Annotated in this window: 23 protein-coding genes; 9 read left to right on the forward strand and 14 right to left on the reverse strand. The window is 56.9% G+C overall.

The window, feature by feature from the left end; all coding sequences use genetic code 11:
• Positions 1–120 precede the first annotated feature (120 nt).
• The 5 genes from HUV30_RS09845 to HUV30_RS09865 form a co-directional block, all read right to left on the reverse strand.
• Positions 121–1,839, reverse strand: coding sequence for a YcaO-like family protein (locus HUV30_RS09845; protein ID WP_243452139.1), 1,719 nt, complete (start codon positions 1,837–1,839; stop codon positions 121–123).
• 236 nt (positions 1,840–2,075) lie between these two features.
• Positions 2,076–2,525, reverse strand: a complete 450-nt coding sequence (locus HUV30_RS09850) for a hypothetical protein (RefSeq protein ID WP_174405258.1) — start codon at positions 2,523–2,525, stop codon at positions 2,076–2,078.
• 183 nt (positions 2,526–2,708) lie between these two features.
• Positions 2,709–3,773, reverse strand: coding sequence for a carbonic anhydrase (locus HUV30_RS09855; protein ID WP_205245209.1), 1,065 nt, complete (start codon positions 3,771–3,773; stop codon positions 2,709–2,711).
• Positions 3,774–3,936: 163 nt separating this feature from the next.
• On the reverse strand, positions 3,937–4,839 hold the full coding sequence (locus HUV30_RS09860; protein WP_174405259.1) for a LysR substrate-binding domain-containing protein: 903 nt from the start codon (positions 4,837–4,839) through the stop codon (positions 3,937–3,939).
• 193 nt (positions 4,840–5,032) lie between these two features.
• Positions 5,033–5,245 carry a hypothetical protein gene (locus tag HUV30_RS09865; RefSeq protein ID WP_174405260.1) on the reverse strand — a complete coding sequence of 71 codons (213 nt, stop codon included), beginning with the start codon at positions 5,243–5,245 and terminating at the stop codon, positions 5,033–5,035.
• A gap of 741 nt (positions 5,246–5,986) precedes the next feature.
• Between HUV30_RS09865 and HUV30_RS09870 the strand changes: the two genes are divergently transcribed.
• Together HUV30_RS09870 and HUV30_RS09875 are read left to right on the forward strand one after the other, a co-directional pair.
• Positions 5,987–6,364, forward strand: a complete 378-nt coding sequence (locus tag HUV30_RS09870) for a hypothetical protein (protein ID WP_174405261.1) — start codon at positions 5,987–5,989, stop codon at positions 6,362–6,364.
• Between the two features lie 89 nt (positions 6,365–6,453).
• Entirely contained in the window at positions 6,454–7,479 is a 1,026-nt protein-coding gene (locus tag HUV30_RS09875; protein WP_174405262.1) for a type I glyceraldehyde-3-phosphate dehydrogenase, read from the forward strand.
• 21 nt (positions 7,480–7,500) lie between these two features.
• On the opposite strand, the gene HUV30_RS09880 is transcribed toward HUV30_RS09875, so the two are convergent.
• Positions 7,501–8,805: an ATP-binding protein gene (locus HUV30_RS09880; protein ID WP_174405263.1), complete on the reverse strand. Its 1,305-nt coding sequence runs from the start codon at positions 8,803–8,805 to the stop codon at positions 7,501–7,503.
• A 70-nt stretch (positions 8,806–8,875) separates the two neighbouring features.
• Entirely contained in the window at positions 8,876–9,826 is a 951-nt protein-coding gene (locus tag HUV30_RS09885; protein WP_174405264.1) for a hypothetical protein, read from the reverse strand.
• 358 nt (positions 9,827–10,184) lie between these two features.
• Between HUV30_RS09885 and ybgF the strand changes: the two genes are divergently transcribed.
• From ybgF to HUV30_RS09915, 6 genes are all read left to right on the forward strand, one after another.
• The gene (gene ybgF, locus HUV30_RS09890) at positions 10,185–11,150 is read left to right on the forward strand and encodes a tol-pal system protein YbgF (RefSeq protein ID WP_174405265.1); all 966 of its coding nucleotides are present in this window, start codon (positions 10,185–10,187) and stop codon (positions 11,148–11,150) included.
• 15 nt (positions 11,151–11,165) lie between these two features.
• The gene (gene dprA, locus HUV30_RS09895) at positions 11,166–12,590 is read left to right on the forward strand and encodes a DNA-processing protein DprA (RefSeq protein ID WP_174405266.1); all 1,425 of its coding nucleotides are present in this window, start codon (positions 11,166–11,168) and stop codon (positions 12,588–12,590) included.
• Between the two features lie 85 nt (positions 12,591–12,675).
• A complete protein-coding gene (locus HUV30_RS09900) occupies positions 12,676–13,146 on the forward strand; it encodes a hypothetical protein (protein ID WP_174405267.1) in 471 nt (156 codons plus the stop codon).
• Complete coding sequence (locus HUV30_RS09905) at positions 13,143–13,982, forward strand: HDOD domain-containing protein (protein WP_174405268.1); 840 nt, start codon at positions 13,143–13,145, stop codon at positions 13,980–13,982. The genes HUV30_RS09900 and HUV30_RS09905 overlap by 4 nt, the downstream gene beginning before the upstream one ends.
• Before the next feature lie 17 nt (positions 13,983–13,999).
• A complete protein-coding gene (locus HUV30_RS09910) occupies positions 14,000–14,953 on the forward strand; it encodes a GGDEF domain-containing protein (protein WP_174405269.1) in 954 nt (317 codons plus the stop codon).
• A 106-nt stretch (positions 14,954–15,059) separates the two neighbouring features.
• On the forward strand, positions 15,060–16,001 hold the full coding sequence (locus HUV30_RS09915) for a tyrosine recombinase XerC (RefSeq protein WP_243452190.1): 942 nt from the start codon (positions 15,060–15,062) through the stop codon (positions 15,999–16,001).
• A 219-nt stretch (positions 16,002–16,220) separates the two neighbouring features.
• On the opposite strand, the gene HUV30_RS09920 is transcribed toward HUV30_RS09915, so the two are convergent.
• The 5 genes from HUV30_RS09920 to HUV30_RS09940 all read right to left on the reverse strand — a co-directional run bounded on the left by HUV30_RS09920 (position 16,221) and on the right by HUV30_RS09940 (position 20,590).
• Positions 16,221–16,937 carry an MgtC/SapB family protein gene (locus HUV30_RS09920; protein ID WP_174405270.1) on the reverse strand — a complete coding sequence of 239 codons (717 nt, stop codon included), beginning with the start codon at positions 16,935–16,937 and terminating at the stop codon, positions 16,221–16,223.
• 111 nt (positions 16,938–17,048) lie between these two features.
• Positions 17,049–17,810 (reverse strand): RMD1 family protein, encoded by a 762-nt coding sequence (locus HUV30_RS09925; protein ID WP_174405271.1) that lies wholly within the window; start codon positions 17,808–17,810, stop codon positions 17,049–17,051.
• Between the two features lie 113 nt (positions 17,811–17,923).
• The gene (locus tag HUV30_RS09930; RefSeq protein WP_174405272.1) at positions 17,924–18,637 is read right to left on the reverse strand and encodes an aspartate/glutamate racemase family protein; all 714 of its coding nucleotides are present in this window, start codon (positions 18,635–18,637) and stop codon (positions 17,924–17,926) included.
• Between the two features lie 183 nt (positions 18,638–18,820).
• Positions 18,821–20,140 (reverse strand): nickel pincer cofactor-dependent isomerase, group 22, encoded by a 1,320-nt coding sequence (locus tag HUV30_RS09935; protein WP_174405273.1) that lies wholly within the window; start codon positions 20,138–20,140, stop codon positions 18,821–18,823.
• 6 nt (positions 20,141–20,146) lie between these two features.
• Positions 20,147–20,590 (reverse strand): PPC domain-containing DNA-binding protein, encoded by a 444-nt coding sequence (locus HUV30_RS09940; protein WP_174405274.1) that lies wholly within the window; start codon positions 20,588–20,590, stop codon positions 20,147–20,149.
• A 118-nt stretch (positions 20,591–20,708) separates the two neighbouring features.
• On the opposite strand from HUV30_RS09940, the gene HUV30_RS09945 reads away from it, so the two are divergent.
• Positions 20,709–21,323: a TetR/AcrR family transcriptional regulator gene (locus HUV30_RS09945; protein ID WP_174405275.1), complete on the forward strand. Its 615-nt coding sequence runs from the start codon at positions 20,709–20,711 to the stop codon at positions 21,321–21,323.
• A 117-nt stretch (positions 21,324–21,440) separates the two neighbouring features.
• Here the strand turns inward: HUV30_RS09945 and HUV30_RS09950 are convergent, their stop codons facing one another.
• A complete protein-coding gene (locus HUV30_RS09950; protein WP_174405276.1) occupies positions 21,441–22,544 on the reverse strand; it encodes an NAD(P)H-dependent flavin oxidoreductase in 1,104 nt (367 codons plus the stop codon).
• A 132-nt stretch (positions 22,545–22,676) separates the two neighbouring features.
• Entirely contained in the window at positions 22,677–25,646 is a 2,970-nt protein-coding gene (locus HUV30_RS09955; RefSeq protein WP_243452140.1) for a PD-(D/E)XK nuclease family protein, read from the reverse strand.
• Position 25,647 lies beyond the last annotated feature (1 nt).

Genomic DNA, 25,647 nt, shown 5'->3' on the forward strand with positions numbered 1-25,647 from the left:
CAAAAAACGAATTTTCATCGCGTACACGAGGGGCAGGAACGTTAGGTTCCTGCCCGGCGGAGCCAAAAAACAGAAATGACTTAACCTGTAGTGAAAAGCCCTCCTTTCGGAGGGCTTTTTTTATGCGTAGCAGTACAGATAATTCGCGAACAGACGCTGGCTGACACGGCTGAAACTGTCGAAGTCTGCCGTCAGTTCCAGACCGGGGATGAAGGCCTTGACTACAGGGAACTGCAGGTCCTTGCGTTGCAGCTCCACATAGACCGGACGCCGGTTGTTGGCGATGAGGGTGCGCTCCATGAGTGCCAGATTGCGGATGGGATCTTCCAAGCTGTAGTCGGGCAGGTCTTCATGGCGGCGCACCGGCAGGTCTTTCAGTGCCGGAGCAGACTGAGGGCTTTGCGGGTAGGGGTAGGGTGTCTCCGTCAGGGCGGAAATGACAGCGCGTTTACCGTTAAGCCCTGCGCCTGTTCCGCGGATGACCTCTCCCTTTCTGCTCATGACAAAGGTCTTGTAGCAGGGAATGCCGAACTCGGTGGTGATGTCCTGAAACATCACATGCACGCCGCGTGCTTCGTAATCCGCAAGCAGCAGCTTCACCTTGTCGTCCTCGCTGGAAAGACGGAAACATTCAGCCTTGATGAAAGGCTTGGTGGCTTCTGCATCGCGTTCGATAATTTCGGTCAGCGCGGCAACCTTGGCTTCTTCAATGATGTTGCCGGAGGCGAGCCCCGTGGAGCCTTGTGCCGAAAACAGGGCTATTTCATCGAGATTGCAGAACATGTAGACCATCTGCACAGGAACCATGACCGGCTCGGGGCCGTTTGCGCCTGGCGTGTGTCCCTGCATCCAGTGCAGGGGCTCATCCTGATAGGGCACTTCCAGCGGCACGCTGTTCGGGTCCATGGCGACGATGCCCTTTGTCGTCAGTTCCGACAGGCGGGCAAGCATGACGGGATGCTCACGTGCTGTTTCCAGTACCGCAGAAGGGCCGACCGAGGCGAACGACGAGCCGCGTTCCACCATTTCCATGGAATAGCCTGCACGGGCATCGGCAAGGGAAAGGCCGCGTCCGTAGGATGTGGCCAGACCCTGCAGGGAAAGATTATGCCTGCCGCATTCCACGGAAATGTCGAGGTTCCAGCGGCGCAGAAGGGCAATGGGAGAGAGTGAGGCGATGTGGCGCATTTCCACATCTGCCACAAAGCCGTTTTCCACCAGCCGTTCCAGTGCGAGCATGGCGGTCTGTTCGGGTGCGGGACGATTCCATGGTGTTCCGTAAGGTTCGGCGGCAAGCGATGCGCGCATGTCGGCTACAGTTACAGCCTTCGGGCGTTCTGCATCGGGATAGAGCATGGGCAGGTCAAAGTCTTCCATGGTCTCGGGCAGGGGCAGCATTCTGTGCTCCTGCATGTTGGACTTGAACTTGGCGCTCCATAGTCTGTGCGCATCCCGGTCTTCCTGCATCCACCATTTAAGATAGATGAGCGGCGTGTGGTGGCGCAGTTCCGCCAGCGCGTTATCGGGGAACCGTGCCAGAAATTTGCCGTGGTTGCTGTTCAGCAGGCAGGTTTCCAGAAGCAGCGCAGCCAGTACCGGACGAATGATGCTGCCGTTTTCAACGGCCGCTGCAAGCAGCTTTTCCATGCGGGAAGCATCGAATTCCTTGGTCTGCTCAAGCAGGTACTTGTGCATGAACTCGTCATAGGGGTGGGCTTCCTGATAGGCGAGGGCGTTATCGAAGGAAATGGGGTCTGCCGGATTGCAGGCAACATAGCCGACGGTGCCCTTGGTATCCGTAAGGGTAAAGGTATAGCGCATGGTCTGGCTCTTGGGCATGGAATCTCCGTAACTGTTGGAAAGTGATTTCGGGTTCCTATAGCCCACTCCGGCGGTTGATTCAATCTTCGTTGCAGTCGGTGAATATTCACAACATTATCTGTGTGCGCTGCTTTTTTGTTCCGGTGTGCTGCCGGTTTGCGATTCGGGAAATAAAGAACCTCCGGCATATCGCACGATACATACCGCGCGGTGTGCCGGAGGTGTCCGGGGGCGTGTTGTGAGGAGCCGCGTCCTCAGAAGGTAATTTTGCTCGGCTTGGGACTACTGTCTTCATTGCGCTTTATGACGCTGAAGGCAGTCGAGAATTTTTCTATGATTTTTCTGGTCAGATTAGTGTCGGTTGTATAGGTGCGTTTACTTTCATAAATGCATCCGTTGTTGCAGACAATGACAAGCTGGAAGTTAACCTGATCTTCATTGGAAAAGCCGGCCTGCTTCGGATAGCAGTTCATGTACAGTGTGCTGGATTTGAAGAGATTGTGGTTGGAACGCAGGAAGGTGCGTATAGTTTCTATGTCCGAATCGGATAGGGAGTGATCCGGAGTGTCGTCAGGATACACGACCTGCAGATCAATGCTTATCGAGGAATATGAAATGCTGGGCTGGTTGGCGAAAGTGAAATAGCCATAGATGATCCCCAAAGTGCTGCCTGCTGCAAGCACCGCCAGTAAAACCCACTTCATGCCACACTCCACGCTGAATACGAATTATTATCACTCACTATAGTATACACTACTATAGTACGCTTGCGCCAATGGTTATATGGGGGAAAACCCTCATTTTTCTGGTAGGGTTTTTGTGTTTGCAGGATATAAAAAAGGCCACCCTGAGGCGGGGTGGCCTTTTGAATAACGGGTTGTTCAGGTTTACTGGGCGGAGCCTGCAGCCTTTGCTGCTTCTTCTGCGGCCCTGGTGGCAGCTTCTGCAGCGGCGGCAGCATTCTTTGCTGCTTCAGCGGCCTTTTCTGCAAGGGCCTTCAGCTCTTCAATATTGGCGGGAGCTGCGGCTTCTGCCTGTTCTTCCTTGGCGGGTTCGGCAGCTACTTCAGCTTCATGAACTGCTTCTTTGGCATCATTCTGATGCTCGGTTTTCATGGTATCCATGTGGCCTTCGGCAGCAGGTGTTTCTGTATGTTCACCGGCCATGGCTTCCATTGCGCGCGCGGGATCAGCTTCCACTTCAGCGAGGATTTCAGCAGGCTTGTCTTCCTTCAGCCATTCAACACGGCCGGTGGAAACGTCATAAATGGCACCGACAACCTGCACTTTGCCGCTCTTGACCAGCTCGCGGGTGCTGGGGCTGACCATGAACAGGTCGTGGATGGACTGCCAAACGTTCTGCTCGATGGCCACGGGGATAACGTCTGCACCGTGCTTGCCGGTGTACTTGATGGACTTTTCAACAGCGGGGGTAATGGGGGCCACCAGACCGGGGATGTTGCGTTCAAGCGCGTGTCCGTGGCCCTCAATGGCGTTGGTAACGGCAGTAACCGCACCGCACTGGGTGTGACCCAGAACCACGAGAAGAGGCGTATTTACATGGGCAAGGCCGTATTCGATGGAACCGGCTTCGTCGCCCTGCACCACGTTGCCTGCAACGCGGATGACGAAGATGTCCATAATGCCTGCATCAAAGATGCGTTCCACGGGAACACGGGAGTCGGAGCAGCCCAGCACGGTTGCAAAAGCATGGTCGCCCTGGCTCTGCGAACCGGCCTGTTCAAGACGGATGGTGTCGGTACGCGGATGCAGCGCTTCACCGTTCACGAAGCGTTCGTTCCCTTCCTTCAGTAACTGAAGGGAGAGAGCGGGGGTGCGCTTATCCTTGGTTTTAACGTCTGATCCGTTGTCGTCGCCCATGGTCACGAAGAACAGGACAGCCAGGAACAGCGCTGCGATAATGATTATGTTCTTTCTGGAAATAGTCGACATGCATAACTCCTCTTGAATCTGTTTCACCTGATACACAATATGGCAACTGTAGCACGAAACCCCGGTCACAACCAGCAGGCCGGGTTATTTTAATGAGCCTCACGTGATATTATTCACAAGAAAAGGGTGGTTAGCAATCACTATTTGCCACGGCATCCCCTTCCTATTCTTCGGAAAAGATCTGTCGATCGGTACCCAGATAGGATTCCACGGCATGGTAGAAGGTTTCCATCAGCCGGGTGCGGTATTTGTCGCGGTGCATGACAGCATAGAAGTGGCGGATGAGCTGCATGTTTCTGAGCGGCACCCTGAAGAGTTCACCATGCTCCAGCTCGCGCTGGATGGCAAAGGGTGACAGGCAGCTCAGTGTGTCCGGGTTCTGCAGCACGCGTTTTATGGAAACCGTGTGGTGCATTTCCATGACAATGCGCAGATCCTTCATGTAGTCACCCATGTAGTAGGTGAAGGTGTCGCGTGAACCGGCACCGGGCTCACGCAGAACCCATTTCTTGTTGAGAAGCTCTTCAATGGAATAGGGGCCTTCCTTGGCAAAGTCGTCGTCGCTGGAAACAACAAACAGTTCGTCCTTGCACAGGCGGATGAATTCCAGATCGGGGCTGTCTATCTCGGTTTCCACAAGCCCTATGTCTATGTCTCCCTGTTCCAGTCCCTCTGCGATGTCGTGAGGATTGGTGAAGACCGTCTTTATGGTGACGTTGGGGTACCTGTCTTCAAACTCGAACATGATCTGCGGCAGAATATAGTCTGCAATGGTGGAAGAGGCGCCTACGACAAGCTCTCCGTTCATGTTGTCGCCTTCGAAGATGCGCAGCACTTCGTTCAAGTTCTGCAAAGCAGGTTCAAGGTTGCGCATGAAGGTACGCCCGTGGGGATTGAGGGCAAGTCTGCGGTTCAGGCGGTCGAAAAGCTGTACGCCAAGATCCTGTTCCAAACCCTTGAGGGCCACGGAAACTGCGGACTGGGTGAGAAAATTCTCTTTGGCCACCTGAGAAATATTCGGGTTTTTCGCTAGGGAGATGAACAACTCCAGCTGGCGAAGATTCATAAAGCCTCCGGCTCGTTTGTCATGAGATTTGGTCGCCCAGTATATAAAACAAATTTATGATGTCGACAACGATTGTTGAGTTTTGTGAATATAATAACGAGGGCGGGACAAAAGCAGGACGCCGTTACGGGCAAGTCGTAACGGCGTCCAGAAAGAAGGGAGGAGTTGTGTCCCTTCAGGAAGGAAGGAAAAGCTAGTTGTGCAGGAAGTAGCTGATGAAGCCCTTGGAGCGCTTTTCAGGAGCTTCGTGCTTGTATTCGTTGTAGAGGAAAGCAATGCCCAGAAGGGCGGTGGCGAATACAACAGAAGCGAAGACAATGCGCTGGCCGAGGTCATAGCTGCCGACTACAAGGTCCTGAACGGTGAAAGTGATGATCATCAGCAGCGGAATCAAAGCAAAAGACATGGTTTTTCTCCAAAGAGTGTATGTTTTTTTCGACGCAGCCTGCTGTGCAGGGGGCACTGCGTCTGAATTTTGAATGCATCAATAGGGCGCAATTATACGCGTCCGGAAGTTGTGCACCGTTGTGATAAGCGTTGCATTGTTCCGGAAGTGTTATTTGACATCACACAGATCACAACAATAGCAATTGTGAAAATATGATCAAGTGCGGTGTCTTCGCAGGTCTTTTGGTGGACGTGCAGGGCAAATAGTCTGTAAAGGCATTTCGTGAAATAAGTCACATTGCGAACATCTCATGCAATGCGTCATCGTTTCACGAACACGTGTCGATAGCCAAGAAGCAGGATATCGAGCGAAGAATTGCAGTACCAATACGGTACTGATGCATGCAGTCATTGCGTGAGATCAAAATACGCATGTTTGCGAAATGCGCAAACGAAAAAAATTCATGTCGGTAAGAAGTAAAATTGATTAACTGACCAGCGTGACATCGGGCTGGGAGGGGAGGAAATAACACCAGCCATCATTATATAACAAAGTTGGGGAGTAAGGGCGTGCAGGCGCCTGAATGCTTGACGCGTTTTCTCCTTGGGTCTAGTTTGGCGCAGCCTGAAAGGGCGGCTTCAGCCCGTTGCTGCTTTGCACTTCCCTGGCTTTTTCCTCAGTTCGGCCGTGTGTCCGGAGTGAGAAAAATGCTTCTCAGGTTTAACTTTGCACTAATCCGCTAAATATAACGGGGGCATTATGTCCATTGATGATGAAATTCTGGATATGCGCGACGATCTGGCCGATGCCGTCATAGAAGCACTTCTTGAATCCGGCTATCGGGATCTCAAGGCGGAAGGCTATGAAGACTTTCCCGCGCCTGACCCAGTCGGCGGACATATTCCGGACATCACGGCCAAGAACAAGAAGGGTATTACCTTCATCTTTGAAGTAATCACCAAGGAATTCTTCGCCGAGCAGGAAGTGGCCGACAGAATGAAGGCCTTTGCCGAGTTCGGAAACGAGAAGGAAGCCCAGTTCGTGGTTATCGTTCCCGAAGGTGAAGAAGGCTTTGCCAGTGCCTTTATTGAAGATCTGGAAATTCCCGAAGACAGCGTGGAGATCTGGGAAGCCTAGATTCCCCGTGATCTCCTTTTCGTCTTTTCACGATGGCGGGTCTTGCGACGCGCCATTTTCCTTCGTTGTTTTGCAGGAGTCTCAGGTACATGCCTACGAGTATTGGGATTAACGGATTCGGGCGCATAGGGCGCTACATGGCTCGTCTGCTGGGGGAACAACCTGCTGCCGGAAACGGCGGGGATGAGTCTTTGCGTTCGGATGAATCCTTGCGTCTGGCGGTAGTGAACGACATCATGTCTCTGGAAGAGGCCCGCCATCTGCTCCGTTACGATTCCATACATCGCCGCTTTGACGGCGTTATGCCGCACGATGAGGGATTCCTGCTGGCTGGCAAACCTGTCCGCTATACCACCGTGCAGCCTGCGGGGTGGAACTGGGATGGCGTGGATATTCTCGTGGAATCCGCAGGGCCTTTTGCGGACAGGGCCAGCAACGAACGGCATCTTGCCGCCGGTGCGAGGCGCGTGGTGGTTGCCTGTCCGGCACCTGAGGCGGATGTAACCATCATTCCCGGGGTAAACGACAACGAGCTTCTGCCGGAGCACAGAATAATCTCCTGTGCTTCCTGCACCACCAACTGTCTGGCGTTGCCCGCGCAGCACATTCTGCGCGAGTTCGGTATTCGCAGCGGGCATATGACGACCATTCATCCCTACACGCTGCGCCAGCGTCTTCTGGATGGTTCGCACTCAGACCTGCGCCGCGCCCGTGCCTGCGGCATGAACATGCTGCCCACGCCGGTCGGTGCCGCCTGTACTGTGGCCAAGGTGCTGCCCGGGCTGGAAGGAAAGCTGCACGGTCTTGCCTTCCGTGTGCCCACGGCCAGCGTTTCGCTGATCGATCTGGTCTGTGAACTGGAACGCCCCGCAACGGTGGCACAGGTGAACGACCTGCTGCGAAGCCATGCGGATGAGCATATGGGATATAGCGAAGAGCCGCTCGTTTCAGCCGACTACACGGGCTGTACCTACGGCAGTGTGGTGGACGGGGCGCTTACTTCCGTCATGGACGGCAGCATGCTGCGTATTGTGGTGTGGTATGATAACGAGGCGAGCTTTACCAACCAGCTGTTGCGGCTGGTGCGTTCAGTCCGCCGTGTTGCCGGATTGTAGATTTTCCTGAACGGGGCCCGATCAGGCCCCGGTTCCTTTTCTGATAGCGTGAAGAAAGCGCGATCGCAGCGCATCGCCCATCAAAGCCTTTTTGACCGGCGACAGCTTCAGAAAGCCCCCCACCAGCCCCCGCATGAATTCCTGCGTACGGCTGTTGGGATTGTCGAAAATGAGATTCTGGAAGGTGCCGCGCTCCAGACATTGCAGAATAACGCGCTCGAAAGTGTCTTCCGGATGGAACACCTTGCGGGCGCGTTTTTTCAATTGCAGCGCCCCCTGCTTGCAGCGCAGGGCGCATACGCCGCAGCCAAGGCAGATGGAATCGTCTATCTCTGCGGTACGCCGTTTCTTGGGTTTGCCGCTTGCGCCGGTTTCTCCGGTCAGTTCTTCGCGTATATGGATGGCGTCTATGGGGCAGGCCTTGGCGCACAGTCCGCAGCCGTTGCAGGTCTGCGTGTCGCACTCGGCTATGAAGCTGGATGAGACCAGCACCCCGGCGTAGCCGGATTCCTTGATGCCGTGCATGAGATTGCAGCAGCAGCCGCAGCAGTGGCAGATGAAACCGGCTCCCTGCCGGACGTTATCCGTGGACAGGGTGAAGCCCATGTCGCGGGAGCGGGCCAGAATGTCGAGCATCTCTGCCCTGTCTATCCGGCGGGCAAAGTTGTTGCGGATGAGAAAGTCGGCACCGGACCCCATGGAGGTGCAGGTCTCCAGCGTCACGTCGCATTGCTGAGTGCCCAGATGGTGCTTTTCATGGCGGCAGGAGCATAGGCCCACGGCAAAGACGGTGTTTTCCGCAATCAGGGTAGAGGCCTTTTCGTAGTCCAGAATCTCCACATGGTCCACGTCCGCAACGGTTTCCTCATGAGGCAGCGCCCGCATGACCGAGATGATCTGCCCGTCGCCGAAGTTGGCTTCCATAAAACTCTTGTCACCGAACATGTAGCGCTGGAAAAGCTCTGCCCATTGTACGGGTTTGAGGTCGCCTTTGGTGCGCATCATGGTGAATTCGAAAAAGCCGATGACGAAGGGGCTGATCATGTAAAGGTACTGATCTTTTTCCCATATGTCGCAGACCAGCCCTTTGCCGCACAAAGCCTCTAGCTTCGGGCGCAGCGTTGCGGCGGGGTGTCCGGTTACGGCTGCTACCCGCTCCAGCGTTGAAGGACGGTAGGGCATTCTGACGATGAGCTCTGCTTCTTCGGGTGAGTAGAGGCTGGTCAGCAGTTCGCGGAAGGCGGGAGTCCATGGGGTGCGCACGGAGGTGTTGTCTATCTTGTCCCCGAGCTGGCGGTAGATGTCTTTGGCTACGATGTGTCCCATGTTCTGTTCTGCCTCCTGTGCAAAAAAAGGCCGGGTTACCCGGCCTTTTTCGTGATTTCGAAATGCGGGGCTACAGGCCCAGCTGGTACGTGACAGCGAGTAGCTGTGCTGCGGCACCGATGATGGCGAGAGGTACCGCAATGGTCATGGAAACCTTGTGGCGCAGAGGCGTTTCGCTGCGCATTACGCGAATCCAGAAGGCGGCGGCAGCCAGCGGCATGACGGCGGCGGTGAGCCAGCACCACATGGTGAGGTTGTCTGTGGCGGGCGTACCCAGCACCGGCTGCAGCATGAAGAACAGCCATGCTGCCGGTGCAAGCTGCATCAGGGTGGGCATGAGAGCCCACTTGGCAGCGGAAGGGACGGCAAACTTGTAGTAGTCGCGGCCGAAGTCGTCACGGTTGCGGCGCAGTATCAGGTAGCACTGAGTCAGCATGCCCGAGGCGCCGAATCCTCCGAGAAGGCTCTGAATGAAAACAGGCCACGTGGGGGAGGAAGGAGATATGGTGTATATGGCAGCAAAAATTTCCATGGTTCCTGCGCCTGCGGGAATGACATGGCCTTCACGCAGCATGCTGCCTGCAAGACCGTAGCAGAGGAACAGGGCAAACAGCATGGAGATGGCGGCAAAAAGGCCGATGAGCATATGCAGGCTTTTGCTCTGACGCATGCTTTTCCACAGCAGGGTGTAGGCCATGAGCAGCGCAAAGGAGAAGGTTACGGCACCGAGGCTGGCCATGAGGGGCAGTCTGAATGGCCCCTGAAACAGTTCCGGGTTCTGTATGGTAAGATGCACCGCACCGGCGGCAATGGCGGTGAAGAAGAGGCAGCCGAGGGTGGTAGCCATGGTGGCTATCTGCTTGGCAAGCTTGTCGTGAAAGGTCTTCTTGTGCAGGACGGCAAGCTGCTGGTTGACAACGGCGATAGCCGGACTTGCCGCAATGGCAAGCAGTACCAGTCCGATGCAGCTCGCAACGATGGCTGTTACAGCCTGTGCCGGAGAGATGAGCATAGGGGTCATGCTGCTGAGGCTCCTTTGATGCTATTGGAGACGGAACGGGCGGGGCGGGTGCGGCCCTCTGGTGCGGATAGCGCGGCGTCTGCGCTTGCCGGACCGTTCTGTCGGCAACGGTCTTGTGCCTGAAAAATGCCATATGTGCAAGGCTGGCATGCAGACTGCAACAGGAAACAGCAATACTAACGCGCATTGTTCCTTGAAAAAAATCCCTGTCTCGCCTATGGATGAAAGGCATGGTGTAACTGGCGGGTATTGTGCGTTCGAAAGTTGTTTCGGGCACACCAGCTCTTTCCAGCAGAGGCGGACATCGCCTTTTTTCCTGCTTGCAGGCAAAAGATGCAGACATTGCCGGAGGCAAAGTATGGCTTTTCGTGTCGACCGGATGGTTGGTTGTATTCTGATTGCAATGTGCGCGGCATGCGCTCCCCAGCAGGGAGAGCAGAGCAGAGCGGCCAGCGACGAGTGGCGGCTGCAGAATATTGAAGCGCGTTTTCTGGAGTTTCAGGAAAGCCAGAAGGAGCGCGAGGCACAGTTGCAGACCAGGGTGCAGGATCTTGACGGCCAGCTTTCCGCAGTGCGGCAGGAACTGAACGATACCAAGACCAAGGCCGGTGAATTGCAGGCGGAAACGGCTGCTTTGAAGGAAGCTCTGCGTGCCCGTCTGGTGGCAGCGGGAGAGGCGCCTCTTGCCGATGTTCCCAAGGCCGCTCCCAAGCCGGTTCCGGCTGCCAGTGCAACGGCCAAAGCTGCACCGGAAAAAATGACTGCGTCAGCGAAGAAGGCCGCACCACAAAAGAAGGTGGCGGAAAAGGCGGCTCCAAAGGCTGCCGAACCTGAAGCCAAAGCTCCTGCTCCAGCCCCTGCTCCGGTCCCGGCCTCTGCTCCGGCCATGGCAGCCGCACCTGCTGCGGAAAAGCCTTCCGCTGCTGAAACTGTCGTGGTTGGCGATGCTTCCGGCGGTCCCGAAAAATTATATGAAGAGGGAGTCACCCTCGTTCGTGCCGGTGATGTGGAAAAAGGCCGCAAGCTGCTCGACCAGTTCATCGGCGATAATCCCAACCATACTCTCGTCCCCAATGCCCTGTATTGGATGGGCGAGACCTACTATCACGAAAAGCGCTATGCGCAGGCCGTTCTTACCTTCAAAGAGGTTGTGCGCAGGTTCCCCAAGCATGACAAGGCTGCGGCTTCCATGCTGAAGACGGGCTTCTCCTACGAAAAGCTTGGGGACAAGAGCAACGCGCGCTTCTACCTGCAGACCTTGGTTGAGGACTATCCTTCTTCTTCGCCTGCGGAAATGGCCCGCAAGCGTCTCGCCTCCTTGTAAGGCCGCAGGATTCTCATGCAGCGCACTGATGTTTCCGCTGCGTTCAGTCTTGGCGGAATGAACGACGCGCAACGAACCGAATTCTGGGCATCGCTCGCATTGCGGCATACTTCGCGTCTCGGACCGCGGACGTGGAAGAAGCTGCTGGAAGTCTATCCCTCTCCCTATTCCGCCGTGCTGGATGTGGCCAACTGGGTGGAACGTGCCGGTGTGTCTGCCCGCATGGTTTCGGAGTATCGTTCCGAACGCTGGCGCGGACCCGCACGGGAGGAGTGGAATGCCGCAGGCAAGGCCGGTTGGCGTATCCTGTTATGGACTGACCCGCGTTATCCCAACCGGCTCAAGGAAATTACCGACCCCCCCATTTTTCTCTATTACATGGGCGATGCGGGCCTGCTTGCCAATCCCGGCGTGGGCGTTGTCGGTTCCCGCCTGTGTTCGCGTGACGGCATTGCCACAACGCGGGATCTGTGCCGCCGCCTTTCCGCCTCGGGCGTGACGACTGTTTCCGGCCTTGCGCGGGGCATAGACAGCGAGGCGCACAAGGCGGCGCTGGAAAGCTGGGGCAGCACCATCGCCGTGCTCGGCACCGGACCGGACTGCATCTATCCGCCGGAAAACGCGGACCTGCATGCCCGCATCTGCGATGACGGGCTGGTTCTTTCCGAATTTCCCCCCGGTACCATGCCCGAAGCCAGAAATTTTCCCATGCGCAACAGAATCATCAGCGGGCTCTCACTCGGAGTGCTGGTGGTGGAAGCGGCCAAGCGCAGCGGCAGCCTTATCACCGCACGCCACGCCCTGGACCAGGGGCGCGAGGTGTTTGCGGTACCCGGCAGGGTGCAGGCGCGAACCTCTTCCGGATGTCACGATCTCATCAGGCAAGGGGCGAAAGCCGTGTTTGCCTGCGACGATGTGCTGGTAGAGATTGCACCGCTCATCGGCATCAATGCGGACGAATGGAAAACCCCCGAAGAGGTGGCTCCCCGACAGAGACGTGTTACACCTCCCAGTCCCGCCGCCAGAACATTCACAGGGCGGCACGCTGCGGAGCAGGATGAGTCAGGCGCAACCGTTCTGCAAGGGCGAAATGCCGCCGCAGGAAGGGGGGCACCCAAACGCACGACTGCGGCTGGCATGGGCGTTGGCATGGGCTGGAGTGCGGATGATGAAGACTGTGAGCATATGGATGCTGCCGTCAGGTCAGCCGGCTGCCACCGCGTGCCTGCGGATGTCGCATCAATGAGTTTGACCGATGACATGACGCCCGATGAGCTTGAACTTTTCAAGGCGCTTTCCGGCCGCGAAACCATGCACATAGACGACCTGTGCCGCGCGCTGGACTGGCAGGCTTCCAAAGCCAGTGCCGTGCTGCTCATGCTGGAAGTGCAGGGGGCAGTGCGCCAGTTGCCAGGCATGCACTACAGCGCTATCGTGTAGCATGCTGTGATCAGGGTTTTGGTAACGCGAATTTTGACGATATGAGAATATGCAGAAAATACCCGTAAAATTGGCAGCTCCGGGCATGAAACTCGCCAAAGCTGTGGTGCGCGAAGACGGCATTACACTGGTGGGCGAAGGCGTGGAGTTGTCTGAGTCTCTTATAGCCCGTTTTGAACAGTCGGGCATCAGCACCATTACCGTGAAGGGCAATCCCGTCCGGATGGACGGCCTGCCCGGAAGCACGGATTATGACAAGCGTGCAGAACGCATCAATCATCTTTTTCGCAAGCATACCGACAATACCTTCATGATGACCTTGAAGAAGGTGCTGTCTCAGTACTTTCGTCTCAAGGCGGCTGCAATTGCTGCAGCCGCTGCCGAAGCTGCGGCTGCCGAAGCCGCTGAAGCCGCAGCTGCAGCGGCAGCGGAAGAGGCGGAAGCGAACGGTGCTGCACCCGCTGATGGTGCCGCGGATGCAGGCATGAAGAAAAACGGGGCGCAGCAGGGTAAAAACGGTATAGGATCGTTGCTCTCCAGGAAGGTGAAGGCATGATGCAGGACATGCGAACCGAGTACAAGGGCAGGGTGCTGGCGGTGAAGAACCTGCCCACGCTGCCCAAGGTGCTGGAAGAGGTTACCCGCCTCATGGAGGACCCCAGCACCTCCACGGAGCAGATAGCCAAGGTTATCACGTTCGATCAGGTGCTGTCCGCCAAGGTGCTCAAGATGGTCAACTCGCCCATCTATGGTTTTCCGGGGCGTATCAGTTCCATTCAGCATGCGCTGGTTCTGCTGGGGTTCAACGTCATCCGCGGGCTTATTATTTCAACTTCCGTTTTTGACGACATGAACAAGGCCATGGTGGGCCTCTGGGAACACAGCGTGGGTTGTGCTCTTGCCTCCGGCGAAGTGGCCAAGACCCTCGGGCTGAAAGATCCTGAAGAATACGCCGTTGCAGGGTTGCTGCACGATCTGGGCAAGGTGGTCGCTGCGGTGCAGTTGCCGGAGATCAAGCCGGAGCTGGAAAAGCTGGTTGCCACGCAGGACATCACCTTTCTTCAGGCGGAAAAGCAACTGCTCGGTTTCGGGCATGACCGTGTAAATGCGTGGCTGGCTTTGCACTGGAACCTGCCGCCGAACATTTCCGAGGCTATCTCGTACCACCACAAGCCGTTGAGTGCGCAGCTGTATACCAAGTATGCCTGCGTGGTGCATATCGGCAATTTTCTGACCCGCGTGTTTGAATATGGCAACGGAGGCGATAACAACGTACCCGTGCTGGAACCCCGTGCCATGAAATTGCTCGGCATTAACCAGCGTATGCTGGAATCTCTGCTGGATAAGCTTTCTGACGCCTTTCTCGAAGTCTCTGACCTCGGATTCAACTAGGACGGTTTACCCTCCATATGCACCCGACCATGACGGAAAACGGCCCCATTCAGGCTTTTCTCATCTCTTCGGATACCTGCTTCGTACGTCAGGTTCAGAATATCTGGCCCGAACAGGAAATGCAGTGGTCAGTATTTTCGTGCGCAGGAGCGGTTGTGGAGCAGCTGCTCACTGATCCGCCTGCTCTGCTCGTGTCGGATTCCGTTCTGTCGGATATGACGGGCGAGGCGCTGGTTTCGCTGGTGAAGAGCGAAAATGTGTACAGACAGGTACCTACCGTGCTGTGCATGCCCCGCAAGGACTTGTACGGCGATATCGACTGGTCTCGGCTGGAGGCGGACGACATAGTTTTTACCCCGTTCGAGGATCAGGAATTCAAAGCCCGCGTGGAGCTGACCCTGAACCGCATGTCCCGTTCACTGGACGCCAATCCCCTGACCCGTCTGCCCGGGAACACCACCATTATCCAGTTTATCAAGGAACATATTGAAAAGAAGCGTGACTTCGCACTGGGGTATGCCGATCTTGATAACTTCAAGGCGTTCAACGACAAATACGGATTCTTCCGTGGTGACGAGGCGCTGATGATGGCAGCGCGGGTTATTGTGAATACCGTCAGGTCTTTTCATGGTCCCCTGTCCTTTGTTGGGCATGTGGGGGGCGATGATTTTGTCTTTGCTCTGCCGCTGGAGACGGTGGAAGCCGCCTGCAAGCGGCTGGTGGCCTCTTTCGATTCCATTGTGCCGAGTTTTTATGATGCGGCCGACAGGGAGCGGGGCAGCATCGTTTCCAAAGACAGGCGCGGGCAGACCCAGACCTTTCCGCTCATGGCCATTTCCATCGCAGTGGTATGCAATCGCAACGGCAGCCTCAAGCATTATGCAGAGGCTTCTGCCATTGCCATGCAGTTGAAGAAAAAGGCAAAGGAAGATCCGGGGAGCGTCTATGTCATCGATCAAAGGCAGGCGTAAGGGGCGCGCGGGGGACGACGACTTTCCCGGTCGCATCGCTTCATCCCGCTCGGCATCTTCCCGTACGGCGCAAGCTGATTTCTCCGGGCTTCCGGCACTGCCGGACATGGCGGAGATGTATATCGGGCATCTGGCCGTGGAAAAGGGCTATTCCGATGCCACGGTGGAAGCATATGCCCGTGACCTGCATCAGTTCGAGTCTTACCTGCAGCAGCACGGCGGCACGCTGGATGCGCCGCAGGATGTAACCCGCCATATGGTACAGGGCTTTCTTGCCGATCTGCACAGGCTGCGGATGAACAAGACGTCCATGGGACGCAAACTTTCCGCATTGCGCGGGCTGTTTCGCTATCTTGCGAAGAAGAAGTTCATAACCGTCATTCCCACGGACGGCCTGCGTAATCCCAAGACAGATACACGGCATCCCAGGGCCCTGAACGTGGACCAGACTTTTGCCGTGCTTGATGAGCGCAAGCAGCAGACTGCCGAATCCACCCGTCACAGAGGCCATGCGCGTGAACAGCTCACCCGCGACCTTGCTCTTGCCGAATTGCTCTATGGCTCGGGGCTGCGTATTTCGGAAGCTCTTGATCTGGATATTGCCGACATTGACCCTGCATCCGGCGTGGTGAGGGTAATGGGCAAAGGCAGCAAGGAACGCATGGTTCCTCTGTCCGATACGGCAAAGACCGCACTGCAGGCATGGCTGCGGCAGCGCGAGGCCCTTGATGCCTCCGGCCGTGAACCGGCCCTTTTTCTCGGAGCCCGTGGCGGCAGGCTCAACCGCAGGCAGGCGGCCCGCATCATCGAAGATTTGTGCAAACGCGTTGGCCTGCCGCAGGCGGTATCTCCCCACGGGTTGCGGCATTCGTTTGCAACCCATCTGCTTGAGGCAGGGGCAGACATGCGCAGTGTGCAGGAACTTTTAGGGCATGCGCGTCTGACCACGACCCAGCGGTACACCCATCTCAATCTCGCCCGTCTTGTGGAAGTGTATGACAAGGCGCATCCCAAGGCGGCCAGATCCGGTGAAAAGAAAAAGCCCTGATGTGAATCAGGGCTTTCAATTTAGTGAAAAGACATTTTGAATTATTTCGCCTCCGGCGGGCAGGGGGATAATCCCCCTGCACCCGATGTAAGCGATACAATCTATTTTTTGACTTCAGCCCCGGCTTTATGAAGCCTGTTTTTCGAGAAACTGGGGTTGGCATCAATTTGAATTTCTGACGTGAGCCAGTTCATTATATGTGAACCGACGGAATGTACTCTATGGAATGGGCGATTCTTCCAGCCCGACCTTGCAGACGTCGTCCAGCATCCGCAGCGTTTCATAGAGCTTCACCCATCCTGCGTCTTCACGTCCTACAAGCCTGAACTTGTAAGTGGTGACAGATGAGCAGGCATCCACTTCAAATCCTACGGTATGCGACGTGAAATCCTTGCTTTCTTCAATAATCTTGAGGATTTCATTGTGCATCTGCACGTTCTTCCTGAATACCACAGTGAGAATCACCAGCATGTTTTTCGGGGGCATGCGCTTCATGAAGGTGGGCAGCAGAAAGAGTACGGCAGAGATGATGGCCGTGGCCATGATGGCGGGGAGAAAAAGCCCGGCACCAACGGCAAGGCCGATGCCTGTGACAAGCCAGAGACTGGCCGCTGTGGTGAGGCCTCTGACACTGCCCTTGCCCTTGATGATAGCACCGCCACCCACAAAGCCGATGCTGGCAATGGCGTAAGAAGCTATTCTGCCGGGGTCGAGGCGCACAACAGCCTGCGAGTCGAGGTGTCTGAACAGTTCCTCCATGTACAGCGAAAGCTGCATCATGAGGCAGGCGCCTATGGCGACCAGAATGTTGGTTCGAAAACCGGCTGCCTGTCCGCGACGTTCGCGTTCATATCCTATGCACCCGCCCAGAAGGCCTGCGAGAAGCAGGCTGCCCAGGTGTTCCAGATGAATGTGATTTCCCAATGATTCCAGCATATGACTCTCCTGAATATAACCGCTGTAACACGATTGTCACATTGGCAGGAAATGTCAACCGCTTCGTGAAGCCGATATGCTGAAATTCTGGGCTATTATCGATGAATGTCCTTACGCGTGTTTGAAGAACATCTCATACAGGGTGAGCAATATCTCCACTACAATGAGCAGCGTGATGTACCATTCCACTCTGTACGAACTGAGATAGTCCAGAATATCAGTGTTATAGCGGACCGTATCCGTAATGACGCGCAGTCTGCCTTCCAGCACACGCTGACGTTCGTTTATCTCGTATTCAGCGTTCATGAGGGCAAAGAGTTTTTCCAGTTCGGGCATATCCCACAACTGTTCTGGCTTTTCGTCCACCATGATGCGACTGACCATGGCGGCCTGAATGGCGAGAGAATCTCCCAGCGTCTTTATGAGCTTTTTGCGGCCGCCCGGTATCTTGCCCCGGCGCATATTGTCTGCGATGGGTTCTATGGTGGCCAGCATTTCGAGAATCATGTTCTCGTAGCGGCTGAGGACCACGCTTTTTGAAAGCACGTCGGCGATGATGAAAAGCTGATCCTGCGTGGGGGTCTGTATGCGTATTTTCCCATTATACACGGATATGGGCATCTCGCCCGCGACAATCTCGGCGTGTTCGGTGTCTGATACACCGCTTAACATATCGGAGTGCGTGGCTACTTCGGTTCGGATGGCTTCTATGGCATCATCCTGCACACCGAAATAGACTAACGCTCCATATTTGTAGGCCATGACGAAATTGCCGTTCCCCATGTCCCGCATGGCTGCGGAGTGGGAGAGCCGCGTGAAGTTCAGGGTTTTCAGGTTGATGCTTTTGGCAAGGCATTCGGCAACGATGCGCATGTGAATCCCGCTTTGTGATTGAGGTTGGCAGCGCAGTAGGGCGGACACCTGCCCTGAAGACAGGTGTCCATGATGGAAATGTAAGTGGTGGCGGCAGGTTGTGGCAAGCAGTTTCAGCAGGTGGCCGATTCTTTTAAACCAAGTGCCTCGCCAAGCGCCGCTTCCACATGCAGGCGGGTGGTGTCTAGCAGGGGGAGGGGAGAGCATGTGTCATCCACCAGCAGGCAGATTTCCGTGCAGCCCAGAATGACGGCCTGTGCTCCCTGCTGTTCCATGCCCTTGATGATGTGCGCATACTTGTCGCGTGATACCGCACAGATTTTGCCGCAGCACAGTTCGTCAAAAATGACCTTGTGCACAAGGGCGCGGTCTGCGGTATCCGGAACAATCACATTCAGGCCGTGTCTGGCCTCCAGCCTGCCGCGGTAGAAATCCTGCTCCATGGTAAAGGCGGTTCCCAGCAGGCCGACAGTTTCAATGCCTTTGGTCTTGGCAAACGCGGCCGTGGCATCGGCTATGTGCAGCACCGGAATATCCGCTTCAGCCTCTATGCGCTCCGCGAACTTGTGCATGGTGTTGGTGGCAATGATCATGAAGTCGGCACCGCCCTGACGCACGGACCGTGCTCCGGCGACAAGGTGTTCCGCCACGGTTTCCCAGTCCCCCTTGGCCATGGCTGCCTCAACGGGGTGAAAATTCACACTGTGCATGACAATGCGGGCGCTGTGCAGGCCGCCGAGACGTTCGCGCACTCCCTCGTTCAGCCATTTGTAATACAACTGGGTCGATTCCCAGCTCATGCCGCCTAATATGCCTATGGTTTTCATGGTGTCCTCCTGTAGCAGCGCAGTACAGCATATCAGCTGTATGGTTGGCAGGTACAGTATGATGCAAAATGGACCCGGACAGCAGGGTACAGCCGGTTTGAAGGACGTATCAGGCCGTAGATGAACAGGTTGTGGTCAGGTTGCGGGGCATGGGCTTTCAGTACAGCCATCATCTCTGCCGGACTACAGGGGGGTGAGGGGGATAAGGTTGCCGTCGTTGTCAAATTCCATGGGAGTTGCCTGCCCGATCTGTCCAATCTGTCCGGTCTGTCGGGTTTGTCCGGTCCGGCGGGCCGAAGCAGGCAGGCCGGCAAGCAGGGCGGGGGATACATGCATGGTTTCCAGATGCAGAGTGTCGGCAATGCGCACTATACGTACCGTCTCCGGCTGCCAGTCGCCCAGAGAGTGCAGGGCAGCCTGCAGCGACTGCCTGTCTGTGGGAAAATGGATGGGAATGGCCGCCTTTTCGGGGCTGATGCCTGTAAGGGCATTGGTCACTGTCTTGGCGTAATCCATGGCATGTACCAGCCGGTCTGTGGTGAAGTCCGCAAAGCCTATGCCCAGCGCGTTGCCCTCTGATTCCGGCGTAAGGTCGCGCACGAAGATGCGGCTGACGCTGGGGCTGGACATGAAATCGCCCAGAATGTCCCGGTTTCTGCCTGTCACGTTCACGTCCATGCCGGTGCCTGAGATGTTTTTGCCTATGCGGTCCACAATGAGCAGGTCTATGACGGAAAAGGGCAGTTTGGGCGACAGCTCCTTGCACAGGGTGAGCAGTTTTTCTTCTTCCTGTTCAATCTGCTGCGGGGCAATGGCTGCAATGGTGTGCAGCTTGCCGTGGGCGTTTTCCACCAGCCCGAGCCCGAAAAGAACGGGGGCCGTGGCAAGGGCCAGACGACCTGCCTGCCGGATGACATGGGCGAACCCGTGGCGCACTGCCAGCTTGTGATACAGAGCCGCGCCTGTGTGCTTACCAAGGCCTATGCAGGCCATTTTGAAGAGGCCGCTTTCGATGGGGGCCTTGAATTTGGTGTGCGACTTCACCCTGTTGGCAATGATGATGTGGTCTGCCTGCATGGCAAGGGCGTCCATGAAGACGGGAATACCGTCTTCGGTTTCCCCGAGCTGCACAACCTGCATGGAGGAACGTATGGGGGCACCAGCTGTTTCTTCCGTAATGCCCAGCGAGGCAAGCACCTGCACCTGTCCTTCTGCCGTGGCGCCGCCGTGGCTGCCCATGGAAGGCACGATGAACGGCTCCAGCCCCATGGCGCGGCAGACCGTAACAAGGGCGGCGGTAACCTCTGCAATGCGATCAATGCCCCGGCTGCCGGCAGTAATGGCAACGGTCTGCCCCGGCCTGACGGTGCGCAGCATGCCTGCGTTGCGCAACTGCTCCACGGCATTGCTGACCGCCTTTTCGACATCCCCGACCTGCGTGGCATCAAATTCCTGCCGCACGGGGGCAAGCATGGGCCAGCGGGGTATTTCCGGCGTCCACATGGTGTGCTACTCCGGTGAGAGCAGTTCAAGGTTGAAAGCGGGGTCAAGCTTGCGGACCATGCCGGAATCCACGATTTCCAGAATGACCACTTCGGCGATCTTCCACACATCAATGCCCTGACGGATGCACCCTGTCAGCGTGTCATCGCCTCTGCCCAGTGTCGTGTGCATGTGCAGTTTGGGTTTGCCTGCCGAATCGGCAAAAAGGGTACCCAGAGCGGCCGCTTCATGTGCGGCATTGAATAGTTTGGTCATGGGGGTGATGATTTCGGCATCGCTGTCTTCCGGTCCCACAACCAGCGTGCCTGAGCCTATGCCGCCCACCAGCGCCACCAGCCCGCCGCGTATGGCGTTTTCTCCGGCAAACTGTTCGATGCAGTCGGGCAGTCTGTCGCCGTCTTCAAGCCGCAGGACAAACACCCGTCCCATGGAACCCTGTGCTGCTTTCATTATGACAATCCTCTGCTGATGTTCGTTATTGTATTGAAACGGATAGCGTATTCAAGGCCTGCGGGCAATGGAGATTGCCTTTCCTTGCGCGTTATCCTATGCCCGAGGAGGAGGCAGCATGAAGCGAAAGCATGAAAAGTCCGATGTCCGCAGGGAACAGATAGCCGAGGCGGTTCTGGACATACTGTGCGTTGAGGGCATGGGCGGGCTCACGGCGACCAAGGTGGCCAAGGCTGTGGGGCTGGTGCCCTCGGCCCTGTATCGTCATTATTCCGGCAAGCTGGAGATGCTTGAAGCCGGAGTGGAACTGCTTGGCGAGCGGGTTGGTACTCGTCTGGAACAGTGCGCGGCGGGTGATGATGATCCCCTTGCGGCGCTGCGGCGGATGCTGGATGCGCTCACCGGCATGCTGCACGAGATGCAGGTGGTGCCCCGTGTGCTTTTTTCTGATGAAACCATGACGGGCCATGCGGAATATAAGGGGGTTATCTTCAAGCTGCAGCAGCGCGTTCTCGGAACAGCCCTGCGCCATATTGCAACTGCCCAGCGTCTGGGTATGGTCCGCAACGATATTCCACCGGACAGGCTTGCCATAGCCTACATAGGCATGTTTGTGCCTCTGGCAGTGCTCTACCATTCCACTGGCGGCGGCATTGACCTGCAGTCACATCTGGACGCCAACTGGCAATTCTTTCTCGACGGTGCTGCTCCTGAACGGGCGGGAGAGCGTTAACCCGCAAGGTGCGCAACACGTTGTTCCGCTGATTAGAACCGGCACGCCATACAATAAAAGCCGGAGCACATGCAGTGCTCCGGCTTTTTCATTCAATACAGATCGTTTTAGCCGCGGTTAGGCCTTGGCGCTGGCCGCGTCGAATTCCGTGGCGAGCGAGGTCATCAGTTCCTTCACGGACATGATGCGGTCTATGCGGTGCACGTTGGAACCGGAGAAGGCAAAGCCGCGGTCAAGGTTGCCCTTTTTGGCATTGAGCAGTGCAGAGGCAATGCAGTAGGGGCTTTCTTCCTTCTTGCAGTTGTGAATGCATTCAAAAATGCATTTGAAGGGCTTTTTGAGACCGGCGCGGGCGTCTTCCACAAACTTGCCGATGATGGCGCGTCCGGGCATGCCCACGGGGCTCTGGATGATGGTTACGTCTTCTTCCTTGGCGTCGATGTACGACTGCTTGAAGCGGTCGTCGGCATCGCACTCGTGGGTGGCCACAAAGCGGGTACCCATCTGTACGCCGGAAGCGCCCATGTCGAGGAACTTCTTGATGTCTTCGCCGGTGTATACGCCGCCTGCGGCGATAACCGGAATCTTCTTGCCGTGCTTTTCCTCGAAAACCTTAACTGCTTCTACAACCTGAGGAATAACCACTTCCAGCGAGTGGGCAGGATCATCAATCTCTTCGCGGCTGAAACCGAGATGGCCACCGGCCTTGGGGCCTTCTACGACAAAGGCGTCCGGCAGGTAGTCGAACTTGGAGAGCCACTTCTTGCAGAGAATGGTGGCAGCGCGTGCAGAGGAGACAATGGGAACGAGCTTGGTGTGCGCCTGTTCCTTTTTGTCCTCGTAGTATTCCTTGAGGTACTTGGGCATATCCAGCGGCAGGCCTGCGCCGGAGAAGATGACATCCACCTTTTCTTCGATGGAGGTTTTTACGAGATCGGCGAAGTTGGTCAGGGCGACCATGATGTTCACGCCGAGAACGCCATCGCTCAGTTCACGGGCCTTGCGGATTTCCTTGCGCATGGCGCGGATATTCGCTTCGTGGGGATTTTTGCCCACATCAGGCTCGCTCATGCCGATCATGGCGCCGGCGATGACGCCTATGCCACCCTCATTGGCAACGGCGCTAGCAAGGCCGGACAGGGAGATACCCACGCCCATGCCTCCTTGCACAATGGGAATACGGGCGACAATGTCGCCTATCTTCAAAGACGGAAATGACATGATTCAGTCCTCCAAATTGCGGTGCTTCACGCCGCATTGGTAATGAAATGTCGTGTCAGTTAAACACGACAGGGGAGTAGTGTGCTCCGGACAACGGACGCAACTCTCCCTAAGGTCCCTCACGGGCGGTTCTTACACAGAACAGCAATTAGCGCAAGGGCACCAATCGCAGTGTCTGCCCCGATTGGGACGATAACTGGGGACTGTTTCCATATGGCGGAACAGAAATTCCATGAGAAGCGGAATTTGTTCATTGATGACGGTCTCGCGCATATCGTCTTCCGTGCTGGTGCCGAGCAGCAGCACTTCTTTCCCGTTGCTGCGCAGTTCCACCCATCCGGCATCGCCCACAGGCAGCGGTGCACCCTGCCGCACGCCTCTCGGGTAGATGTAGAGATAGGCCGGAAGCTGCACGCTGGGCAGCTTCTGCGCGAGCAGGGCAAGCGTGTCGTCGTCTTCTCCCTGCCAGCAGCGCAGGCGGCTCCATAGGGTGTCATCCTCCCATATGCCGGGGTTGGGACGACTGACCTTGCCGGTCTTGTAGTCCAGAATGACTGTCTGGCCTTCCCGTTCATCCACGCGGTCCATGCGGCCCGCGATGAGCCTTGTTCTGCCGTCTACGGCAATCTCGGCCTGAAAGCGTTGCTCAAGGGCGGCAATATGGGTTTCCGGCTGATTATCAATGAAGCTGGCCAGCCGTTTGCGCCCCGCCGCCTCCAGCATGAGGAAGGAGTCGAAGGGCAGGCTGTCCTTGAGTTCGCTCTGGTTGAGCCGCAGCGAAAAGAGATCCTGCAGGCGTTTGGCGTCGTCCTCGTCAAAGTGGACCGTGCGCTTGAGGTAGGGCGTGTAGAAGTCTTCAAGCACGCTGTGCAGCAGTTCGCCTATGCCCGCGTGATCGTCTCCCTCGTTCACTTCATCAATGGCACCGACGCCGCAGAGGCGTTCATGGAAAAAGCGGACAGGGCATGTGAGATAGGTATCCAGCGCGGAAGGAGACAGCGGGCGGCGAAGGTATTCGCTCAGCCGTGCTGCTATTTCCGGCGTGCGCTCGACCGGTTTGTCCAGCCGCGTGATGGCCGGCATGGGGTACGAGATGGCATGCAGGGGCGGTGTGCCTGGGGTGATGAGCTTGCCGCGTTTTTTTTCTTCCTGCCACAGCAGTTCTTCCACAAAGCGGGAACGGGCGCGTTTTTCTTCGAACAGGCCGGAGCGTTCCACCCCTGCCTGGTAGTAGATGGTGATTTGCTCCGCCCCTTGCAGCAGGCGGTGGAAGTTGTATGCGGAAACCAGCTCGCGGTGGCGCGAGTCCGGCAGCCCGAGCATGCCGCGCAGAGAATCGGGCAGAAGCGGGTCATTGGCCGGAGCACCGGGCAGCTTGTCTTCCGTGGCATCGACGATATGCACGTTATCGAACCGCAGCAGGCGTGTTTCCAGCATGCCCATGACCTGCACGCCGGTAAGCGGATCCGCCTCGAAGGGAACGCGCTCCTGCCGTATGGTTTCGCGCAGGATGGTGAAGAGCACATCCTTGGGGAAGATCTGCGTTGCCAGCGAGCATTCACGCAGCATGGGAATAACGCGGTGCATCAGACGGAATATGGATTCCGCATCGATGGGGAAGCGGTCCCACAGGTCACCGCCGTGGGTGAGCAGCAGGGTGCACAGGTCGGCCAGTGTGTCGGCCATGTCCTGCGGCGTGTGCAGATGCTCCCAGCGGGTGACGGCAAGGTCGAACACGGTGGCAAGCAGGGCGCGCACGTCTTGTTCCGGCAGCTTGCTCTGTTCATCAAGCTCGGGGTGCAAGGTTCTGGGGTCCGTGAAGCGCCTGCCCGTGCGGACCGAGGCTTCCATGTGATGCAGGGGAACGCCGAGGGGGCGTTCTTCGCCCAGTGCGAGCATTTTGAGGTAGGGGTGGCGCAGCAGGCCGATCACTTCCTTCCAGTGATACAAGGATGCCCCGTGGCCTTTACCTGATGCTGTTTCCTGCAGGCGCATGACCGTTTCAAGCAGGCGGAACAGGGTGGAGCGCCCGAGCGGGTAGCCCATGGAAATGTTCACATCCTTGCGGGGCAGGTGGTGCAGAACAGGCATGAGCAGGCCCGTATCCGGCAGCACCACGGCGCTGCCTATGGTCGCGGGGAGGGAGTCGGCATCGGTGATACGGGGCTGTCCGTCGCTTGCGCCAAGGGTGCGTTCAAGCACGTCTAGCTGCGAGTGCAGGTCGAACCCTTCATGAAACACAGTCTCGCGTTTGCGTGCTTCCGGCTCTTCGGCGCAGGTGGCTTGTACGCTCCAGCGGGAAAGCCAGCGCGTGTGCTCGCGGCAGGCCCAGTGCACCCGCGAAGGGCTTTCCGCAAGGCGGGCATCGGAATGCAGCACAACCTGCGCCTCGTACTCTTCGGCCAGGTGGCGGAAGATGGCCTCTTCAACGCCGGTAAGGCCGTAAAATCCGGCGATGAAGATGCGCTTGCCGCGCAGGCAGGCAAAGCTGTCTGCCGTGTATGTGCCCCGCTGTTCCTTGATATGCCGCAGCACGCGGAAGGCATCGTAACCGGGGGTTGTCCAGCTCCTGTTATCCAGTTTTTCCGTATATTCCCTGTGAATCCGCCCCAGAGAGCCGAGCAGACCGGCGGCAAAATCCACGACCTGCCCTTCCATGTAGGTCACGTCTTCGGGTTCAATGTTCTGATTGTAAAAATCTTCCAACAGGTTGGCGAGCCGCACCCCCCACGGGAAAAAGCGGTTGGTGTCGCCGGTGGGCAGGGGCAGGGCCTCCCGTTGTTCCTGTGCCTGATTTTCAAGGCAGCGCAGCAGCAGGCCCACCCGGTCAAGCATTTCAATCTGCTCCGGCGGGTTGTTCTCAATTTCAGAACGCAAGGTGGCGAACAGTTCGCTCACGGTAATCATCTGCGGCAGCGCAAAAGGCTTGGGCAGTTCCGGCATGGCGTAGAGCGTGTCGGCAAAATAGCGTCGGGGGCGGCTGTGCGGCACGATGATGCATGCATGGGCGGGGTTGCCGTCTGTTTCGGACAGGACAAGCCGCGCAAGGCCTGCGAGGAAGTCGTTTTCCCATGGAATGATGATGAATGGCTGGGCGCGCATG

This window comes from Desulfovibrio subterraneus (assembly GCF_013340285.1).
GTDB lineage: Bacteria > Desulfobacterota > Desulfovibrionia > Desulfovibrionales > Desulfovibrionaceae > Halodesulfovibrio > Halodesulfovibrio subterraneus.